The sequence below is a fragment of the Ensifer adhaerens genome (genome assembly GCF_002007205.1).
Lineage (GTDB): Bacteria > Pseudomonadota > Alphaproteobacteria > Rhizobiales > Rhizobiaceae > Ensifer > Ensifer adhaerens_D.
The window spans coordinates 32547-48368 of record NZ_LAZS01000005.1; the positions used below are offsets into that span (position 1 = coordinate 32547).

Sequence of the window (15822 nt, forward strand, 5' to 3'; positions counted from 1 at the left end):
GTCGTTCCGGTGACCGTACCAGCATCAGTGGGGACCCGACGCCATGGACCATCTTCAACAGACGCCGCTGTCGAGGTTGCCGGTGCCGCGTTTTCTCTCTGGCCTGCTGGCATCGTTTTCGACCACGGGGCTTATCGTCGGCGTCTTCTTCTTTGCCATGTCGCTGACGCCGAGCCTCATCCCGCGGCCCTATGTGGTGCAGGCGGTGATTTCGGGCCTGTCGCTTTCCGCCGGCTATGCGATCGGCGTGCTGTTGCGCTGGCTTTGGTCGCTGCTCGATCTGCCGGAGATCCGCGGACGTACAGGCCTCACGGTCAAGGTGCTGGCGGCGCTCGGCTGCACCGCGGTTGCGCTCGCCTTCCTCTGGCGCACCGCCTACTGGCAGAACACGGTGCGGCAGATCATGGGGCTCGACCCGGTCGAAAGCGCCGAGCCGTTCAAACTCGGGCTGATTGCGGCGCTTGTGTTTGTCGCCATCGTGCTCATTTCGCGCCTGTTCCGCTTGACCTTCCGCTTTCTCACCCGGCGCTTCGAGCATGTGCTGACACGGCCGCTGGCGAAGGTCGCAGCCGTCGTTGCCGCCGTTGCGCTGTTCTGGTCCGCCGTTGACGGCGTCATCTTCCGCTTCGCGCTGCATGCGGCCGACAGCTCGTTCCAGCGGCTCGACGCCTTGATCGATCCGGATGTCGCGCCGCCGACCGATCCGTTGAAGACCGGCAGCAGCGCGTCGCTGATGACCTGGGACGAACTCGGTCGCCAGGGCCGCCAGTTCATCGCCTCCGGGCCGCCGGCGAAGGATATCGGCGGCTTCTTCGGGACTGAGGCAAAGGAGCCCTTGCGTGTCTATGCCGGGCTCAATTCGGCCGACACCGCCAAGGACCGGGCAAAGCTGGCGCTGGAAGAGCTGAAGCGCGTCGGTGGTTTCGAGCGCACGAATCTTCTGATCGTGGTGCCGACCGGCACCGGCTGGATCGATCCGCCGGGCCTCGATTCGCTCGAATATCTGTTGAAGGGCGATGTCGCGAGCGTCGCGGTGCAGTATTCCTACCTCACCAGTTGGCTGTCGCTGCTGGTCGAGCCCGAATATGGCGCCGAGACGGCCGATGCGCTGTTTGATGCCGTCTACGGCTACTGGACGACGCTGCCGAAGGACAGGCGGCCGAGGCTCTATCTCTACGGCCTCAGTCTCGGCTCGATGAACTCGCAAGGCTCTGTCGATCCCTTCGATATCATCAGCGATCCCTTCCAGGGTGCGCTCTGGGTCGGCTCGCCGTTCCCGACCAGGACCTGGCTGCAGATCACCGGCAACCGCAATCCGGGCTCGCCCGAATGGCGGCCGCTTTATCGCGACGGCTCGGTGATCCGCTTCACCAACCAGGAAAATGCGCTCAAGATTCCGGGGGCGACGTGGGGCAATGTGCGCATCGTCTATCTGCAATATGCCAGCGACCCGATCACCTTCTTCGATCCCTATTCCTTCTACCGGGAGCCGGACTGGATGAAGGCGCCGCGCGGGGCCGACGTCTCGCCGGCGCTCCGCTGGTTCCCGGTTGTCACCATGTTCCAGTTGCTCGCCGACATGGCGCTCGCGACGACCTCGCCGATCGGCTACGGCCATGTCTATGCACCGGAGCACTATATTGACGCCTGGATGCAGGTGGTGGCGCCGCCCGGGGTGACCGAGGCGGATGCGGAGCGGCTGAAGGCGCTGCTCAAGGGCCGCTACTAGTTAGATGGCCGCGGGTGATGGTGTAACGTTCAGCCTCCCTTTGGAACTGGGAAGGCAGGAAACCTCTTCCGTATTCAGTACCTAAAGAATGGAATTGTTGCTGCGAACAGAAGGAAAATTGCCAGACACGTGAGGCCACCAACCATTCGGCGAGCCTTTGCAGTCTTCCAGTCACCGAAGAACGTAACGAGATTCACATAGAGGCTCAAGCCACTAGTGCATGCTACTACCAGACCGAAAACGGCCCATGGTACGGATCCGTTGTCCCTGATGGCCAGAGCGATAGTATCGAAACCGAGAACGATCCCGCCCAAAGTTGCGAATCCTGCGACCACATCGATAACGGTCCGCGGAATAAGAATATCATTCATTTTCAACCCCAACGTGATTTCTTTCGCCGGGTTGATATTGCCCATTCGCTAGCAAAGTCTTCAGAAGTTCGGTTAAGCAAATACTAGGGACCCGATTCCCATAGAAATGCTTCTTCATACTTTTCCTGGAATTGCTTTAAGCCTCAGGGGGCATCGGAAGCGTCGAAAGCAACGCCCCCATGGCAGCAATGATCTTGCGGTGCTGGTGCGCATGGCGGGTGCGAAGACTGGTTGCGGCATAGACGGTTTGCGGGATTACCGGCGCATCCAGTACGCGCTGCGCAGATCCTAGCGCCGATAGCCGCTCCGCCGTTGCCGCGGTCACATAGGCGGCACCGCCGAGCACCGCGAGCAGCCGGGTGATCGCCATGTTCTGGCCGGCCGAGAGAAGGGCCGCCGAGAGATGCGGCAAAGCCAGCCGGTGGGCGCGGTCGAAGGTCGGCGAATAGCTCGAGCGGATATAGCTCTCCGAGCGCACTTCGGCCAGTTCACGAACCTCGGTACTGACCAGCACGTAATGCAGATCGCCGATCCGTTCATAATAGAGATCGGGCAGATAATGGGGCGTGTAGAGGATCGCGAGATCGAGGTCGCCGGCGCCGAGATCGCGGTTCATCTGGTTGGAGTAATCGGCCTCCATGTAAACCTCGGTTGAAGGCAAGTCCTGCCGGATCGCCGCCATCCATTCGCCGGCGAAAGCCTCTGCCAGATCATGCTGGACGCCAAGCCGCATCGAGCGCTCCAGCGCACCAGCGCTTGTGACCGCACGCGTCGCCTCATGCCATTGGTTCTGCAGCGCTTTTGCGTAATCGAGGAAGCGCAGGCCAGCGGCCGTCGGCACCGTGCCGCCCTTGTTGCGGGTGAAGAGCTTGCGGTTGAACTGTGCTTCCAGCGCCTTCACCCGGTGCGAGACGGTCGACTGTGTGATGTTCAGCCGCTCGGCGGTGCGGTTGAAGGAGCGGCTTTCCATCAGGTCGAGAAAGGTTTCGATCAGCTCCACCTGCATGCCGTGCTCTCCCGCTACGATCGCTCCAATCTAATCGAATTCATCGATCAATAAAGCCTGTTTCCGTCGCTTGATGACGCCCTGCTTCCCCGGCAAGAATTCCGCCAAAACGAGGGAACAGTTGATGTCGAATTTGCCGTCTCACGCACGCGTGGTGATCATCGGTGGGGGAGCGATCGGCGCTTCCTCGCTCTACCATCTTGCCAAGGCGGGCTGGACCGATTGCGTGCTTCTGGAAAAGAACGAGCTGACGGCGGGCTCGACCTGGCATGCGGCCGGCAACGTGCCGACCTTTTCGTCCTCCTGGTCGATCATGAACATGCAGCGCTATTCGGCGTCTCTCTATCGCGATCTCGGGGCGCTCGTGGACTACCCGATGAACTACCACGTCACCGGCTCGATCCGGCTCGGCCATTCGAAGGAGCGGCTGCAGGAATTCAAGCGCGTGGTCGGCATGGGGCGCTACCAGGGCATGGATCTCGATATCCTGTCGCCCGACGAGATGCGCGCCCGCTATCCCTTCCTCGAAACCCACGAACTGACCGGCGCGCTCTATGATCCCTATGACGGCGACATCGACCCGGCGCAGCTGACCCAGGCGCTGGCCAAGGGCGCGCGCGACATGGGCGCCAAGGTCATCCGCTTCTGTCCGGTCACGGGCGCGCGCCGCGAAAACGATGAATGGGTGATTTCGACGCCGCAGGGCGAGATCCGCTGCGAATATGTGGTCAATGCCGCCGGCTACTACGCCCGCGAGGTCGGCAAGATGTTCGGCCGCGACGTGCCGATGATGGTGATGAGCCATCAGTACATCCTGTTTGACGAGATCCCGGAGCTTGCCGCCTGGTCGAAGGAGGCCGGCCACAAGCTGCCGCTGCTTCGTGACGTCGACAGCTCCTACTATCTCCGCCAGGAAAAGAACGGCATGAACCTCGGGCCGTACGAGCGCAACTGCCGCGCCCATTGGGTAACGCCTGACGATCCGATGCCGGAAGACTTTTCGTTCCAGCTCTTCCCCGACGATCTCGACCGGCTGGAATGGTACCTGAACGATGCGGTGGAGCGGGTGCCGATCCTGGGCACCGCCGGGCTGTCGCGCATCATCAACGGCCCGATCCCCTATGCGCCTGACGGCAACCCGCTGATCGGCCCGATGCCGGGCGTGCCGAATGCCTTCGAGGCCTGCGTCTTCACCTTCGGCATCTGCCAGGCGGGTGGTGCCGGCAAGGTGCTCGCCGAATGGATCACCGAGGGCCAGACCGAGTGGGACATGTGGTCCTGCGACCCGCGCCGCTACACCGACTATACCGACCAGGACTATTGCATCGCCAAGGGCATGGAGATCTACGGCCACGAATATGCGATGCATTTTTCGAAGCACTACTGGCCGGCCGGCCGCGACAGGAAGCTGTCGCCGATCCATGACCGGATCGCGGCCCTCGGCGCGCAGTTCAAGCCCTATAACGGGTGGGAGCGCGCCATGTGGTACGCCAAGCCGGGCGACGACACTTCTGAAGAAGCAACCCAAACCTGGGGCCGCGAGGGGCCATGGGCGAAGCGCATCGAGGAGGAATGCATCGCCGTTCGCGATGCCGCCGGCATCCTCGACCTGCCGGGCTTCTCGCGCTTCCGGGTGAAAGGCGAGGGGGCGACGCAGTGGCTGTCCGGACTCATCACCGGGCGCGTGCCGAAGCCCGGCCGCATCGGCCTTGCCTATTTTTCCGACGACAAGGGCCGCATCGTCACCGAGATGTCGGTGATGATGATCGACGAGGACTTCTTCTTCCTGATCACAGCTGCGACGGCGCAGTGGCACGATTTCGAATGGCTGACGAAGCACCGCCCGGCTAATGCCGCCTTCACCATCGACGACGTGACCAGGTCCTTCTCCTGCCAGATCCTGACGGGGCCGAGGTCGCGCGCGATCCTTGCCGACGTCAGCGAGGCCGACCTAACCAAGGGCTGGCTGACGCACCAGACGACACAAATCGCCGGACGCTATTGCCAGCTCGTGCGCGTCTCCTTTGCCGGTGAACTCGGCTGGGAAATCCACACCAAGGTGGAGGATACCGCCACGATCTTCGACGCCGTCTGGGCGGCCGGAGAGAAGCATGGGCTGAAACCCTTCGGCATGGAGGCGCTCGACAGCCTGCGCATCGAGAAGGGCTATCGCGCCTGGAAGGGCGATCTTTCGACCGACTACACCATCCTGCAGGGTGGGCTCGAACGTTTCGTCGACTGGAGCAAGCCGGCCTTCAAGGGCAAGGCGGCGCTGGAACGGGAGAAACAGCAGGGCGTTTCCAAGCGCTTCGTCACCCTGACGGTCGCCGCCGACGGCTGCGACGCGCCCTACATGTCGACGCTCTGGTCGGGCGGAGAGGTGGTCGGCGAAACCACCTCGGGCAATTGGGGCCACCGCGTCGGCAGGTCGATCGCGCTCGGCATGCTCAGGGCCGATCTCGCGGTGCCCGGAAAGGAAATCGAGGTCGAGATCTTCGGCGACCGCTTCAAGGCGACCGTCGAGGCGGACCAGCCGCTCTGGGATCCCTCCAATGAAAGACTGCGCGCATGACGAAGCCCATTCCCTCGAAAGCCCGTGCGGTCATCATCGGCGGCGGCGTCTCCGGCTGTTCGGTCGCCTATCACCTCGCCAAGCTCGGCTGGACCGACGTGGTGCTACTCGAACGCAAGCAGCTGACCTCCGGTACCACCTGGCATGCGGCGGGCCTGATCGGCCAGCTCCGCGCCTCGCAGAACATGACGCGGCTCGCGAAATATTCGGCCGACCTCTACGTCAAGCTCGAAGCTGAAACCGGTATTTCCACCGGCATGCGCCAGAACGGCTCGATCACGGTGGCGCTGACGGAGGAGCGCAAGGAGGAAATCTATCGCCAGGCCTCGCTGGCGCGCGCCTTCAATGTCGACGTCCGCGAGATCACGCCGGATGAAGTGAAGGCGATGTATCCGCACCTCAACACCGCGGATGTGAAGGCGGCCGTGCACCTGCCGCTCGACGGCCAGTGCGATCCGGCCAACATCGCCATGGCGCTTGCCAAGGGCGCGCGCCAGAACGGCGCAACGATCATCGAAGGCGTCAAGGTCACGTCTGTGCTGAAGAAGGACGGCCGGGTGACCGGCGTCACCTGCGAGCAGAACGGCGAGACCTACACGATCGAGACCGACCATGTCGTCAACTGCGCCGGCATGTGGGGCAGGGAGTTTGCGCGGCAATCGGGCGTTACCGTGCCGTTGCACGCCTGCGAGCATTTCTACATCGTCACCGAGGCGATCCCGGAGCTGAAGCGCCTGCCGGTGCTGCGCGTGCCGGACGAATGCACCTATTACAAGGAAGATGCCGGCAAGATGCTGATCGGCGCCTTCGAGCTCAAGGCCAAGCCCTGGGGCATGGACGGCATCCGCGAGGATTTCTGCTTCGACCAGCTGCCGGACGATTTCGACCACTTCGCGCCCATTCTTGAAATGGCGGTCAACCGCATGCCGATGCTGGAGACGGCCGGCATTCATACCTTCTTCAACGGCCCCGAAAGCTTCACCCCCGACGACCGCTACTATCTCGGCGAGGCGCCGGAGGTGAAGGGCTACTGGGTGGCGGCCGGCTACAACTCGATCGGCATCGTTTCGTCAGGCGGCGCCGGCATGGCGCTGGCTGAGTGGATGAACGATGGCGAGCCGCCCTTCGATCTCTGGGAGGTGGATATCCGCCGGGCGCAGCCGTTCCAGAAGAACCGCGCCTATCTCAAGGATCGCGTCTCGGAAACGCTCGGGCTGCTCTATGCCGACCACTTCCCCTACCGCCAGATGGCGACCGCCCGCGGCGTCCGCCGCTCGCCACTGCACGAACACCTGAAGGCGCGCGGCGCCGTTTTCGGCGAAGTCGCCGGCTGGGAGCGTGCCAACTGGTTTGCGAACGAAGGCCAGGAGCGCGAGTACCGCTATTCCTGGAAAAGGCAGAACTGGTTCGAAAACCAGAGGGACGAGCATCTGGCGGTCCGCAACGGCGTCGGCCTGTTCGACATGACCTCCTTCGGCAAGATCCGGGTCGAGGGGCGCGATGCGCTTTCCTTTCTGCAGCGGCTCTGCGCCAACGAGATGAATGTCGAGCCCGGCCGCATCGTCTACACCCAGATGCTCAACGCCCGCGGCGGCATCGAGAGCGACCTGACGGTGACGCGGCTTTCGGAAACCGCCTTCCTGCTGGTGGTGCCCGGCGCCACGCTGCAGCGCGACCTTGCCTGGCTGCGCAAGCATCTGACGGACGAGTTCGTCGTCATCACCGATGTCGGCGCCGGCGAAAGCGTGCTCTGCGTCATGGGGCCGAAGGCGCGCGAGCTCATGCAGAAGGTGAGCCCGAACGATTTCTCCAATGCCGCCCATCCCTTCGGCACGGCGCGCGAGATCGAGGTCGGCATGGGCCTCGCCCGCGCTCACCGGGTCACCTATGTCGGCGAGCTCGGCTGGGAGCTCTATGTCCCGACCGACCAGACGGCGCATGTGTTCGAGGCATTGGAAGAAGCTGGCGAAGGGCTGGGCCTCAAGCTCTGCGGCATTCACACGCTCGACAGCTGCCGCATCGAAAAGGCCTTCCGCCATTTCGGCCACGACATCACCGACGAGGATCATGTGCTCGAAGCCGGGCTCGGCTTTGCGGTCAAGGCCGACAAGGGCGATTTCATCGGCCGCGAGGCGGTGCTTGCCAAGCACAATCGCGGACTGTCGCGCCGGCTGGTGCAGTTCCGCCTCACCGATCCCGAGCCGCTGCTCTTCCACAACGAGGCGATCGTGCGCGACGGCAAGATCGTCGGCACGATCACCTCGGGCAATTACGGCCACCACCTCGGCGGCGCCATTGGCCTCGGCTACGTGCCCTCGGAAGGCGAGAGCGCCGACGACGTGCTCGGATCAAGCTTCGAGATCGAGATCGCCGGAACGCGGGTGAAGGCGGAGGCGTCGTTGAAGCCGATGTACGACCCACGGGCGGAACGGGTGCGGATGTAGAACGAGAGTTCGCGGCTGCCCCTCATCCGGCCTGCCGGCCACCTTCTCCCCGCTTGCGGGGAGAAGGAGACGCGTGGCGGGCCTCGAGCCCAAAGCTGGATGAGGTGGCGTCCGGATGAAAGGCCAATGCTCTTCCTGCTGAGCGGTGGAGAGGGGAACGAGCGGAAGCAGCATGTCCCTTCTCCCCGTCAAGACGGGGAGAAGGTGCCGGCAGGCGGATGAGGGGCAACCCCTACCGCACGGAATAGGGGCGAGCCGCCCCATTGGGAGATGATGATGGCTGACGATTGCGCAGTTGCGGCTTCGAGACGGTCCGGCGGGCGGGCGGCGCGGGTGGCGCTGCGCGCAGCACCCTTGGCCGAAAACATCCGGCCGGTGCGCCCCGGTCTTTCCGGCGGCCAGTATAAGCCGCTGAGCGATGCCAATGTGAAGCGGATCCACGAGGCAGCACTCGATGCGCTGGAACAGATCGGTCTTGCCAACGCGCCGAAGTCCGGCGTCGAGATCATGACCGGTGCGGGGGCAATCCTCGGCGATGACGGCCGCATCCGTTTTCCCCGCGCGCTGGTCGAGGACATGCTTTCGATCGCCGCGCGCGACATCACGCTTTACGCCCGCGATCCGAAGCAGGATCTCGAGCTGAGCGGCACGCGGGTCTACTACGGCACGGCCGGTGCCGCCGTGCATGTCGTCGACGTCGAAAAGCGCGAGTATCGCGAGTCCACCGCCAAGGACCTCCTGAACGCCGCACAGCTCGTGCATCACCTCGACAACGTGCATTTCTTCCAGCGCGCCATGGTCTGCCGCGATGTCGCCGACAATTTCCTGATGGACATAAACACGCTCTACGCCTGCTGCGCCGGCACGACGAAACACGTCGGCACCAGCTTCTCCGATCCCGCGCACGTCGACGGCTGCTTCGATCTCATCCACATGATCGCCGGCGGCGAGGACAAGTGGCGGGCGCGGCCCTTCGTCTCCAACTCGAACTGCTTCGTCGTGCCGCCGATGAAGTTTGCCGAGGAAAGCTGCATCACCATGGAGAAGTGCATCCGCGCCGGGATGCCGATCCTTTTGCTCTCGGCCGGCCAGGCGGGCGCAACAGCGCCGGCACCACTCGCAACGGCGATCGTGCAGGCGGTCGCCGAATGCCTGGCGGGCGTCGTCTATGTCAACGCCATGGCGCCGGGCCACCCCGCTGTCTTCGGCACATGGCCCTTCGTTTCAGATCTGCGCACAGGCGCAATGTCCGGCGGTTCCGGCGAACAGGCGCTTTTGACGGCCGGCTGCGCGCAGATGCACCAGTTCTATCGGCTGCCGGGTGGGGCGGCAGCGGGTATCGCCGATGCCAAACTTCCGGATATGCAGGCCGGATGGGAGCAGGCGATCTCCAACGTCATGGCAGGTCTCTCGGGCCTCAACATGGTCTACGAGGCCGTCGGCATGCATGCCTCGCTGCTCGGCTTCTGCCTGGAATCGCTGGTGCTTGGCGACGATCTGCTCGGCCAGGTGCAGCGCTGCATCCGCGGCATCGACGTGACCGAGGACTCCGTCTCGCTCGAAACCATGCGCTCGGTCTGCCTCGAGGGTCCCGGCCACTATCTCGGCCATCCGCAGACGCTGGGGCTGATGCAGACGGAATACATCTACCCGGCGGTCGCCGACCGCACGAGCCCGAAGGAGTGGGTCGAGATCGGTCGCCCGGACCTGGTGGCCAAGGCGATCGAGAAGAAGAACCGGATTCTGGCCGAGGCGGCGCCATCGGTGATCGCGCCGGAGATCGATCGGGCGATTAGGGAGAAATTCCAGATCTTTTGCTGAGTTTGGTGCTCCGTCCCGGTTGCGGGGCGGGGGCCAAGGGCGGCCGGATCCGGCCGCTTCGTCCTCTACGGGTTGTGACGACAAGCGTCGGGTTGAGGTGTCACCAACCCTGCGAGCGATGGCGCTTGCATTGCCGACGGAGACGCGGGTGCTTGAAGCTGCCCCTTGTTCGCGTGGTGAGGGGAGCGCCCCTCATCCGGCCTGCCGGCCACCTTCTCCCCGTTCTGACGGGGAGAAGGAGACGCGAGGCCAGCCCCGAGCGTCAAGCGGCGAGGTGAGAGGAGGTGACGCTTTGTGCCATCGCTCTTCAGGAGAGCAGGCGAGGAGGGGGACGCGCGCATCGATGCCGGCGCCGACCAAAGGGCGGATGCTCTGGCGCAAACGGCTGCTTTCCCCTCTCCCCGCGCGCGGGGAGAGGGTCAGTCCTCGGGTTTAACCCGAGGAGAGGGGCGGATCTCGCTCCCACGGCAAGAGGGGACGCCACCCGATGCCCGACGAAAACTGAAAACACGCGCGCCGGAACGCGGTCCTTCCGGTCCTATTGTTGGAGTTCAGCCCCATGTTCGCATCGGAGCTCAAGAATACTGCTACCACCGGCGACCGCATCGACCAGCTGGTTGCCGCCCATCGCCCCGGCCATGGGCTCGCTCGCGCCTTCTATCTCGACTCGGAAATCTATGAACGCGATCTCGAGCGGGTCTTTCGCCGTCACTGGCACTGCGTGGCGCATGAGAGCGCGATCCCGAACGCCAATGATTTCGAGGTATTTCGCATGGCTTCCGAGCAGGTGATCGTCACCCGCACGGCCAGCGGCGAGATCCACGCGATGCTCAATGTCTGCCGCCATCGCGGTGCCGAGGTCTGCACCAAGGACAAGGGCAATGCCCGCGCCTTCGTCTGCCCCTATCACGCCTGGACCTATGGCAATGACGGGGCGCTCAAGGCAGCAAGGCTGATGCCGAAGGATTTCAGGCGCGAGGATCACGGGCTGAAGAAGCTCAATGTGCGCGTCGCCGAAGGGCTGATCTTCATTTCCTTTGCCGCCGAGCCGCTCGATTTTTCCGAGGTCGAGCACCTGCTGCACGCGACCTGCGGCCAGTATGGCTGGGGCTCGGCGAAAATCGCCCATCGGCAATCCTACCCGGTCGATGCCAACTGGAAGCTCGCGGTCGAGAACTATGTCGAGTGCTACCACTGCGGCCCGGCGCATCCGGAGTATTCGCAGACCCATGCGCTGGAACAGCCGCTGCACATGATCGAGGAGCTGAACGCCCGGATGGAGGCGCGGACCTGCGAACTCGGCATCGCGGTCGGCTCCGGCAACCGTTGGCAGACGTCCGAGGGGGGCAAGGAGGCGGTGCACGCCTTCCGCTACCCGCTCTATGACGGCGCCAAGACCGGCAGCAAGGATGGCCAGGCACTGAGTACGCTGATGGGACGGTTCAGCGACTTCGACGGCGGCGTCACCTCCATCCATCTCGGCGGCACCACCTTTCTCGTCTGCTACCCCGACCACGGCATGATCTATCGCTTCATTCCGAAGACGGCCGAGACTTCGGAGATGGAGCTGATCTGGCTGGTCGATGGCAAGGCCGAGGAGGGGCGAGACTACGATCTCGACCGGTTGACGTGGCTGTGGAAGGTGACGACCGAGGAGGACAAGGCAATTATCGAGCACACGTCGCGCGGCGTGCGCTCGCACTATTTCGTGCCGGGCCCGATCGCGCCGATGGAGCATAACGAGCTGCGCTACATCCACTGGTATCTCGACGAGATCAGCCGGACTTGACCCGTTTCCGATGCGACGGACGCGCCGGACCTGGTCGCGTCAGTCCCGCCGGTCGAAATGCGTCCTCAGCGCCACATGCGTCTGAACTGTGGCGACGCCGGGGATGATCGAGATCTGGCGGCGGATCGTATCAAGGTCGCCGTTGGAGGCGCATTCGACCAGCACCATCAGGTCGGTGGCGCCGGCGAGCGACCAGCAGGTGACGATCGGCGACATGGCCGAGAGATGCGGCACGATATGATCGCAGTTCTTGCCGGGCTGGAAGGTGATCGCAATCAGCGACTTGACCGTCGGGCTCTCATCTTCGACACCCAGACGAATGGTGTAGCCGGCAATCACGCCTTTCGTTTCCAGCCGTCGCAGCCGGTCGTGGGCCGCGCTGCGCGAAAGCCCGCTATGGCGGGCAAGCGCCACCAGGCTCTGGCGCGAATCCTGCCTGAGCGCCGCCAGCAGCAGGCGGTCTTTTTCATCCATTTCCGTCAAAGTGCATCCTTTCTGTCGCGAATTCCGGACGTTCGTCCGGTCAGGCGTCATCATGTCCAGTGAAACCGGACGATAGGCGAGCTAGCGTCTTTTCGCAACGAAGGAGCTGTTCCATGACGAAACTGATTATCCCCGACAATGCCGTGCTGCTGCCGATCGACATGCAGCAGGCCTTTGACAGCGCGCCGTGGCCGCGCCGCTGGAATGATGCCGTTGACCGGAACGGCCTTGCGCTCCTTGCCGCCTGGCGGGCGAGTGGGCGGCCGGTCATCCACGTGCGCCACGACAGCGTGGAGGATGGCTCGACGCTTGCGCTCGGGTCGCCCGGCAACGCGTTCCGGCCCGGCTTCGGACCTGAAGGCACCGAGCCTCTTGTCACCAAGGGCGTCAACGCCGCCTTCATCGGCACCGATCTCGACCTGCGCCTGCGCCGCCTCGGCGTCGATACGGTCGTCGCCTTCGGCATTTCGACGGATATGTGCGTGTCGACTTCGGTCAGGGTGGGGGCCAATCTCGGCTACCGCATGATCCTGGTGGAAGACGCCTGCGACTGCTTCGATCAGGCGGACGGAGAGGGCGGCGTGATTTCGGCGCGCGATATCCACCGCGCCCATGTGGCGACCCTGCGGGCGGAATTTGCCGAGGTGACGACGACGGCGGCGCTCGTCGAGGCGCTGCGGCGTCCGGCGGCGGCTTGACGGTCGGGCGCGGGAGCGCTATCGCCCTGGCATTTCCGATCCCGCGCCGCCGCTCACCGGCTGCCGCCGCGGACTTCCTGTACTTCCGTCGTCCATTTCGGCGCCGTCAGGCTTTCGCCCTCGCGGTTGGGGAAGGTAAGGAAGGTTTCGAACGAACGGCTCTGGCCCGCCGGCACGCGGGCGAGGATGAGCGCGGTGTCGTTGCCGATCGTCTCGCAATTGCCGTCAGGGCAGTTTTCCAGCGTGACCGCGAGGCGGAAATACTCAAGCAGCAGCGGCCCCTTGTTCGTCACCGTGCCACGCAGGCGGAAGCTTCTCTCCGGCTGGCTCTGCTCGAAGGTGAGGCCCTCGAGGACGACATCGGCGGCGGTGAGGCCGGCGGGCTGCGTCGTCTCAACAGGTTCGGGTGCTGCGGGCTTGCGGCCGTCGCGGTCGGCAAACCAGATGATGAAGGCGACGAGCAGGCCGAGGGCCACGGCAACCGAGAGGATCGGTTCGGCCCATTGACGAAAGCGGCTGAACCGTGCTGCCAGGTACACGACCAAAAGGCCCAACGGTAACGCGACCAGCCACAGCATCAAGATCCTCCTCACCCCGCATCATTCCTTGAATCGGATCCGACGCAAGAGAGAAATCATGCAGCCGATCAAGGCGTTACAGCACCCGCGTTCCCTCCGGACTGCCGCGCTGCGCCGCCTAGGCTTTTATATAGGGTGGGTGGCGGCTGGCAACACGCCGGGCCGCCTGGCGAGAGGATGCACCCTGACGAATTGGTGATCGCGCGTGAAGCGCCGAGCATGCATGCGCACACACGGGCGCAGCGCATCGCATTCGGTGCGCGTGGTTCCGATTGAAATGAAGGCGCTAGAGCATCCTGCCTTCAAGTGGAATCACTTGCGGGCGGAAAGATGCTCTAGAATCAAAGTGCTAGAGCGTCCTTTGTGCGTTCGTATGAACGCACGGCGCTCTAGTTGGCCGGCGTCAGATCCACCCAGTAGGTGCCCTCGAAGGGAACCGCGGCGAAACGGGTGTTGATCTCGGCAAGGGTCTTCTTCGGGTCGAGGTCGCCGAAGAGGTCTGGTCGAATCCAGGTGGCAAACACCTCCGCGGCGACGATGTTGAGCGGCACGGCGTTGAAGAAGTTCCACAATCCGTGCACGCGCTTTTCCTGGATGGCGCGCACGCTGGCAAGAGCCGGAGCCGTGACGGTCTCACCCAGCGTCTGCCGGGCCCGGTCCTCGTCGACGCCGGGGCCGATCGACAGCGTGCCGTATTTGCCGCCGGGCGACGAGGTGGCGATGTAGATATCCGGATTGGCGGCCATAACCGCCTCGGCACTGATCTTGCCGCCAAGCGGGGGCAATGCGGCGCCTTCGATCATGTTGCGGGCACCAGCGACACCAAGGAATTCACCGAGGCCGGAGAGGCCATAGGCCCAACAGCAACGGTCAGCCTGGGGGAAGGCTTCCATCAGCACCAGCGGACGCGGTTCAGGCTTTGCGGCGATGCGATCGCGGATCCGCTTGAGCTTGTCTTCGTAAAAGCGGGCGAAGGCTTCTGCCTGCTCGTCCCTGTCGAGGAGCTTGCCGAGCAGGCGCATCATTTGCGGCGTGCTTGCGAGCGCATTGTTGTTGAAGTCGACGACGACGACAGGAACATCGATGCTTGTCAGGTATTCGATCGCGCGCTTGCCCTGTTCCGTATCAGCCTGCCAGTTGGCGAGGATCGCGAGATCCGCGTTCAGCGACAAGAGCGGTTCGAAGGAGAGACCGGCGCCGGTTCCGTCGTCGATCAGCGGCACGTCGGCCAATGCTGGAAATTTCTGACGGAAGCTCTCGTAGAGTTCCGGATTGTCGTCCTTCATGTCGCCGGACCAGCCCGAGAGCAGGCTGACGGGGTCCGGATGGATCAGCGACAGGGCAACGAGGTTGAAGCCGGTGCCGAGCAGGATTGCCTTGGGCTTTGCCGGTATCGTCACGGCGCGACCGAGCGCGTCGGTAACCGTCATCGGCCATTGACCTTCGGCGCGGGCAGCGGTGCCGAACGCAAAGGCGAAACAGAGAACGAGCACGAGCCGCAGGGCGGCCGGGAAGATGTGAAACAAACCTGTTGGTTCCTTTGAGCTATTGGTTCCGCTGGCTGGGAAGAGCACAGAGGCTGCCGCAGCTGGGCACCCCTGGCAACAGATAGCGCAGGCAGCAGATCTTGCGACGGCAGACGCGGGCGCCGTCTTCCTCTTCGTGGCGAAGGCAGTCGAAGAAGGGGTTTGGCGTGCCGTCCGGCAGGGACTTGCTGCCGATCAGCGCGTCGGCCTGGGCGTTCAGCGGCTCGATGCCGGAGGCGCGCAGCGCGTAGTCGATATAGACGAGCGCGTTGTTCCAGGCGAGCTTCGGGGCGATGCCGCCAACGGACTTGAGGTGGCCGACGACCTCGCGCAGGTGCCCCTGCATCAGGGGGCCAAGCGTGGCGAACACGTCGCGATCGTCGGCCTGCTGCCAGTCGCCCGATGTGGCGACGCCGAAGGTTCGGGGCAGGCCATCCTCGGCGAGCGCCACCTTCATCTGATCGAAGGCGACGGGCAGCACCTGATGGTCGAGCACGCGGGCGACGAGATAGGGGATGGTGAGGCTCGAAAAATAATAGAGCGACCACATGGAGGCGACGGCGCGCCGGTCGCTGGCGCCGGATTTCTCCGTGTAGATATCGAGCGCCCGGTCGAAGGCGCCGGAGGCAAAGAAGTCCGGCAACGCCATGCCGTCGGAAAGCTCGTCCGAGAGCACCATCTTCTCGTTGCACCAGGCATGGGTGCCGGCAAAGGCCGCCGACAGCGCCTTGGGGCCGCCGGTTGCGACGACCGGTTCGGACACGGTCGTCATGACGTCACCCGTGCGCGGGTGAGCCCGATCGGA

At 64.0% G+C, this 15822-nt stretch carries 12 protein-coding genes; 6 read left to right on the forward strand and 6 right to left on the reverse strand.

Annotated features, from left to right (window positions below; all coding sequences use genetic code 11):
* Nucleotides 1-43: 43 nt before the first annotated feature.
* Nucleotides 44-1729, forward strand: coding sequence for an alpha/beta hydrolase (locus XB14_RS03915; protein WP_077960325.1), 1686 nt, complete (start codon nt 44-46; stop codon nt 1727-1729).
* 74 nt (nt 1730-1803) lie between these two features.
* Here the strand turns inward: XB14_RS03915 and XB14_RS03920 are convergent, their stop codons facing one another.
* Nucleotides 1804-2145, reverse strand: coding sequence for a hypothetical protein (locus XB14_RS03920; protein ID WP_077960326.1), 342 nt, complete (start codon nt 2143-2145; stop codon nt 1804-1806).
* 91 nt (nt 2146-2236) lie between these two features.
* Nucleotides 2237-3106, reverse strand: coding sequence for a LysR family transcriptional regulator (locus XB14_RS03925; protein WP_077960328.1), 870 nt, complete (start codon nt 3104-3106; stop codon nt 2237-2239).
* Between the two features lie 124 nt (nt 3107-3230).
* Here XB14_RS03925 and XB14_RS03930 point away from each other — a divergent pair, with 124 nt between their 5' ends.
* The 4 genes from XB14_RS03930 to XB14_RS03945 all read left to right on the forward strand — a co-directional run bounded on the left by XB14_RS03930 (nt 3231) and on the right by XB14_RS03945 (nt 11732).
* The gene (locus XB14_RS03930) at nt 3231-5678 is read left to right on the forward strand and encodes a GcvT family protein (protein WP_077960329.1); all 2448 of its coding nucleotides are present in this window, start codon (nt 3231-3233) and stop codon (nt 5676-5678) included.
* Nucleotides 5675-8122, forward strand: coding sequence for a GcvT family protein (locus XB14_RS03935; RefSeq protein WP_077960330.1), 2448 nt, complete (start codon nt 5675-5677; stop codon nt 8120-8122). The genes XB14_RS03930 and XB14_RS03935 overlap by 4 nt, the downstream gene beginning before the upstream one ends.
* 276 nt (nt 8123-8398) lie before the next feature.
* Nucleotides 8399-9943: a trimethylamine methyltransferase family protein gene (locus XB14_RS03940; protein ID WP_077960332.1), complete on the forward strand. Its 1545-nt coding sequence runs from the start codon at nt 8399-8401 to the stop codon at nt 9941-9943.
* A 559-nt stretch (nt 9944-10502) separates the two neighbouring features.
* Entirely contained in the window at nt 10503-11732 is a 1230-nt protein-coding gene (locus tag XB14_RS03945; RefSeq protein WP_077960333.1) for an aromatic ring-hydroxylating oxygenase subunit alpha, read from the forward strand.
* A gap of 39 nt (nt 11733-11771) precedes the next feature.
* Here XB14_RS03945 and XB14_RS03950 read toward each other — a convergent pair whose 3' ends face one another.
* The gene (locus XB14_RS03950; protein ID WP_234803952.1) at nt 11772-12206 is read right to left on the reverse strand and encodes an Lrp/AsnC family transcriptional regulator; all 435 of its coding nucleotides are present in this window, start codon (nt 12204-12206) and stop codon (nt 11772-11774) included.
* A gap of 122 nt (nt 12207-12328) precedes the next feature.
* Between XB14_RS03950 and XB14_RS03955 the strand changes: the two genes are divergently transcribed.
* Nucleotides 12329-12913, forward strand: coding sequence for a cysteine hydrolase family protein (locus XB14_RS03955; protein WP_077960334.1), 585 nt, complete (start codon nt 12329-12331; stop codon nt 12911-12913).
* 53 nt (nt 12914-12966) lie between these two features.
* Here XB14_RS03955 and XB14_RS03960 read toward each other — a convergent pair whose 3' ends face one another.
* The 3 genes from XB14_RS03960 to fhuF all read right to left on the reverse strand — a co-directional run bounded on the left by XB14_RS03960 (nt 12967) and on the right by fhuF (nt 15789).
* Nucleotides 12967-13491: a hypothetical protein gene (locus tag XB14_RS03960; protein ID WP_077960335.1), complete on the reverse strand. Its 525-nt coding sequence runs from the start codon at nt 13489-13491 to the stop codon at nt 12967-12969.
* Nucleotides 13492-13880: 389 nt separating this feature from the next.
* Nucleotides 13881-15008, reverse strand: coding sequence for an ABC transporter substrate-binding protein (locus XB14_RS03965; RefSeq protein ID WP_077961866.1), 1128 nt, complete (start codon nt 15006-15008; stop codon nt 13881-13883).
* Nucleotides 15009-15036: 28 nt separating this feature from the next.
* A complete protein-coding gene (fhuF, locus tag XB14_RS03970; RefSeq protein ID WP_077960336.1) occupies nt 15037-15789 on the reverse strand; it encodes a siderophore-iron reductase FhuF in 753 nt (250 codons plus the stop codon).
* Between the last annotated feature and the right edge of the window lie 33 nt (nt 15790-15822).

Bases quoted from the DNA above. Each gene is read 5' to 3' on its own strand.
- XB14_RS03915 (WP_077960325.1), top strand. From the start codon at position 44: ATGGACCATCTTCAACAGACGCCGCTGTCGAGGTTGCCGGTGCCGCGT.
- XB14_RS03920 (WP_077960326.1), bottom strand. From the start codon at position 2,145: ATGGGCAATATCAACCCGGCGAAAGAAATCACGTTGGGGTTGAAAATG.
- XB14_RS03925 (WP_077960328.1), bottom strand. From the start codon at position 3,106: ATGCAGGTGGAGCTGATCGAAACCTTTCTCGACCTGATGGAAAGCCGC.
- XB14_RS03930 (WP_077960329.1), top strand. From the start codon at position 3,231: ATGTCGAATTTGCCGTCTCACGCACGCGTGGTGATCATCGGTGGGGGA.
- XB14_RS03935 (WP_077960330.1), top strand. From the start codon at position 5,675: ATGACGAAGCCCATTCCCTCGAAAGCCCGTGCGGTCATCATCGGCGGC.
- XB14_RS03940 (WP_077960332.1), top strand. From the start codon at position 8,399: ATGGCTGACGATTGCGCAGTTGCGGCTTCGAGACGGTCCGGCGGGCGG.
- XB14_RS03945 (WP_077960333.1), top strand. From the start codon at position 10,503: ATGTTCGCATCGGAGCTCAAGAATACTGCTACCACCGGCGACCGCATC.
- XB14_RS03950 (WP_234803952.1), bottom strand. From the start codon at position 12,206: ATGGATGAAAAAGACCGCCTGCTGCTGGCGGCGCTCAGGCAGGATTCG.
- XB14_RS03955 (WP_077960334.1), top strand. From the start codon at position 12,329: ATGACGAAACTGATTATCCCCGACAATGCCGTGCTGCTGCCGATCGAC.
- XB14_RS03960 (WP_077960335.1), bottom strand. From the start codon at position 13,491: ATGCTGTGGCTGGTCGCGTTACCGTTGGGCCTTTTGGTCGTGTACCTG.
- fhuF (WP_077960336.1), bottom strand. From the start codon at position 15,789: ATGACGACCGTGTCCGAACCGGTCGTCGCAACCGGCGGCCCCAAGGCG.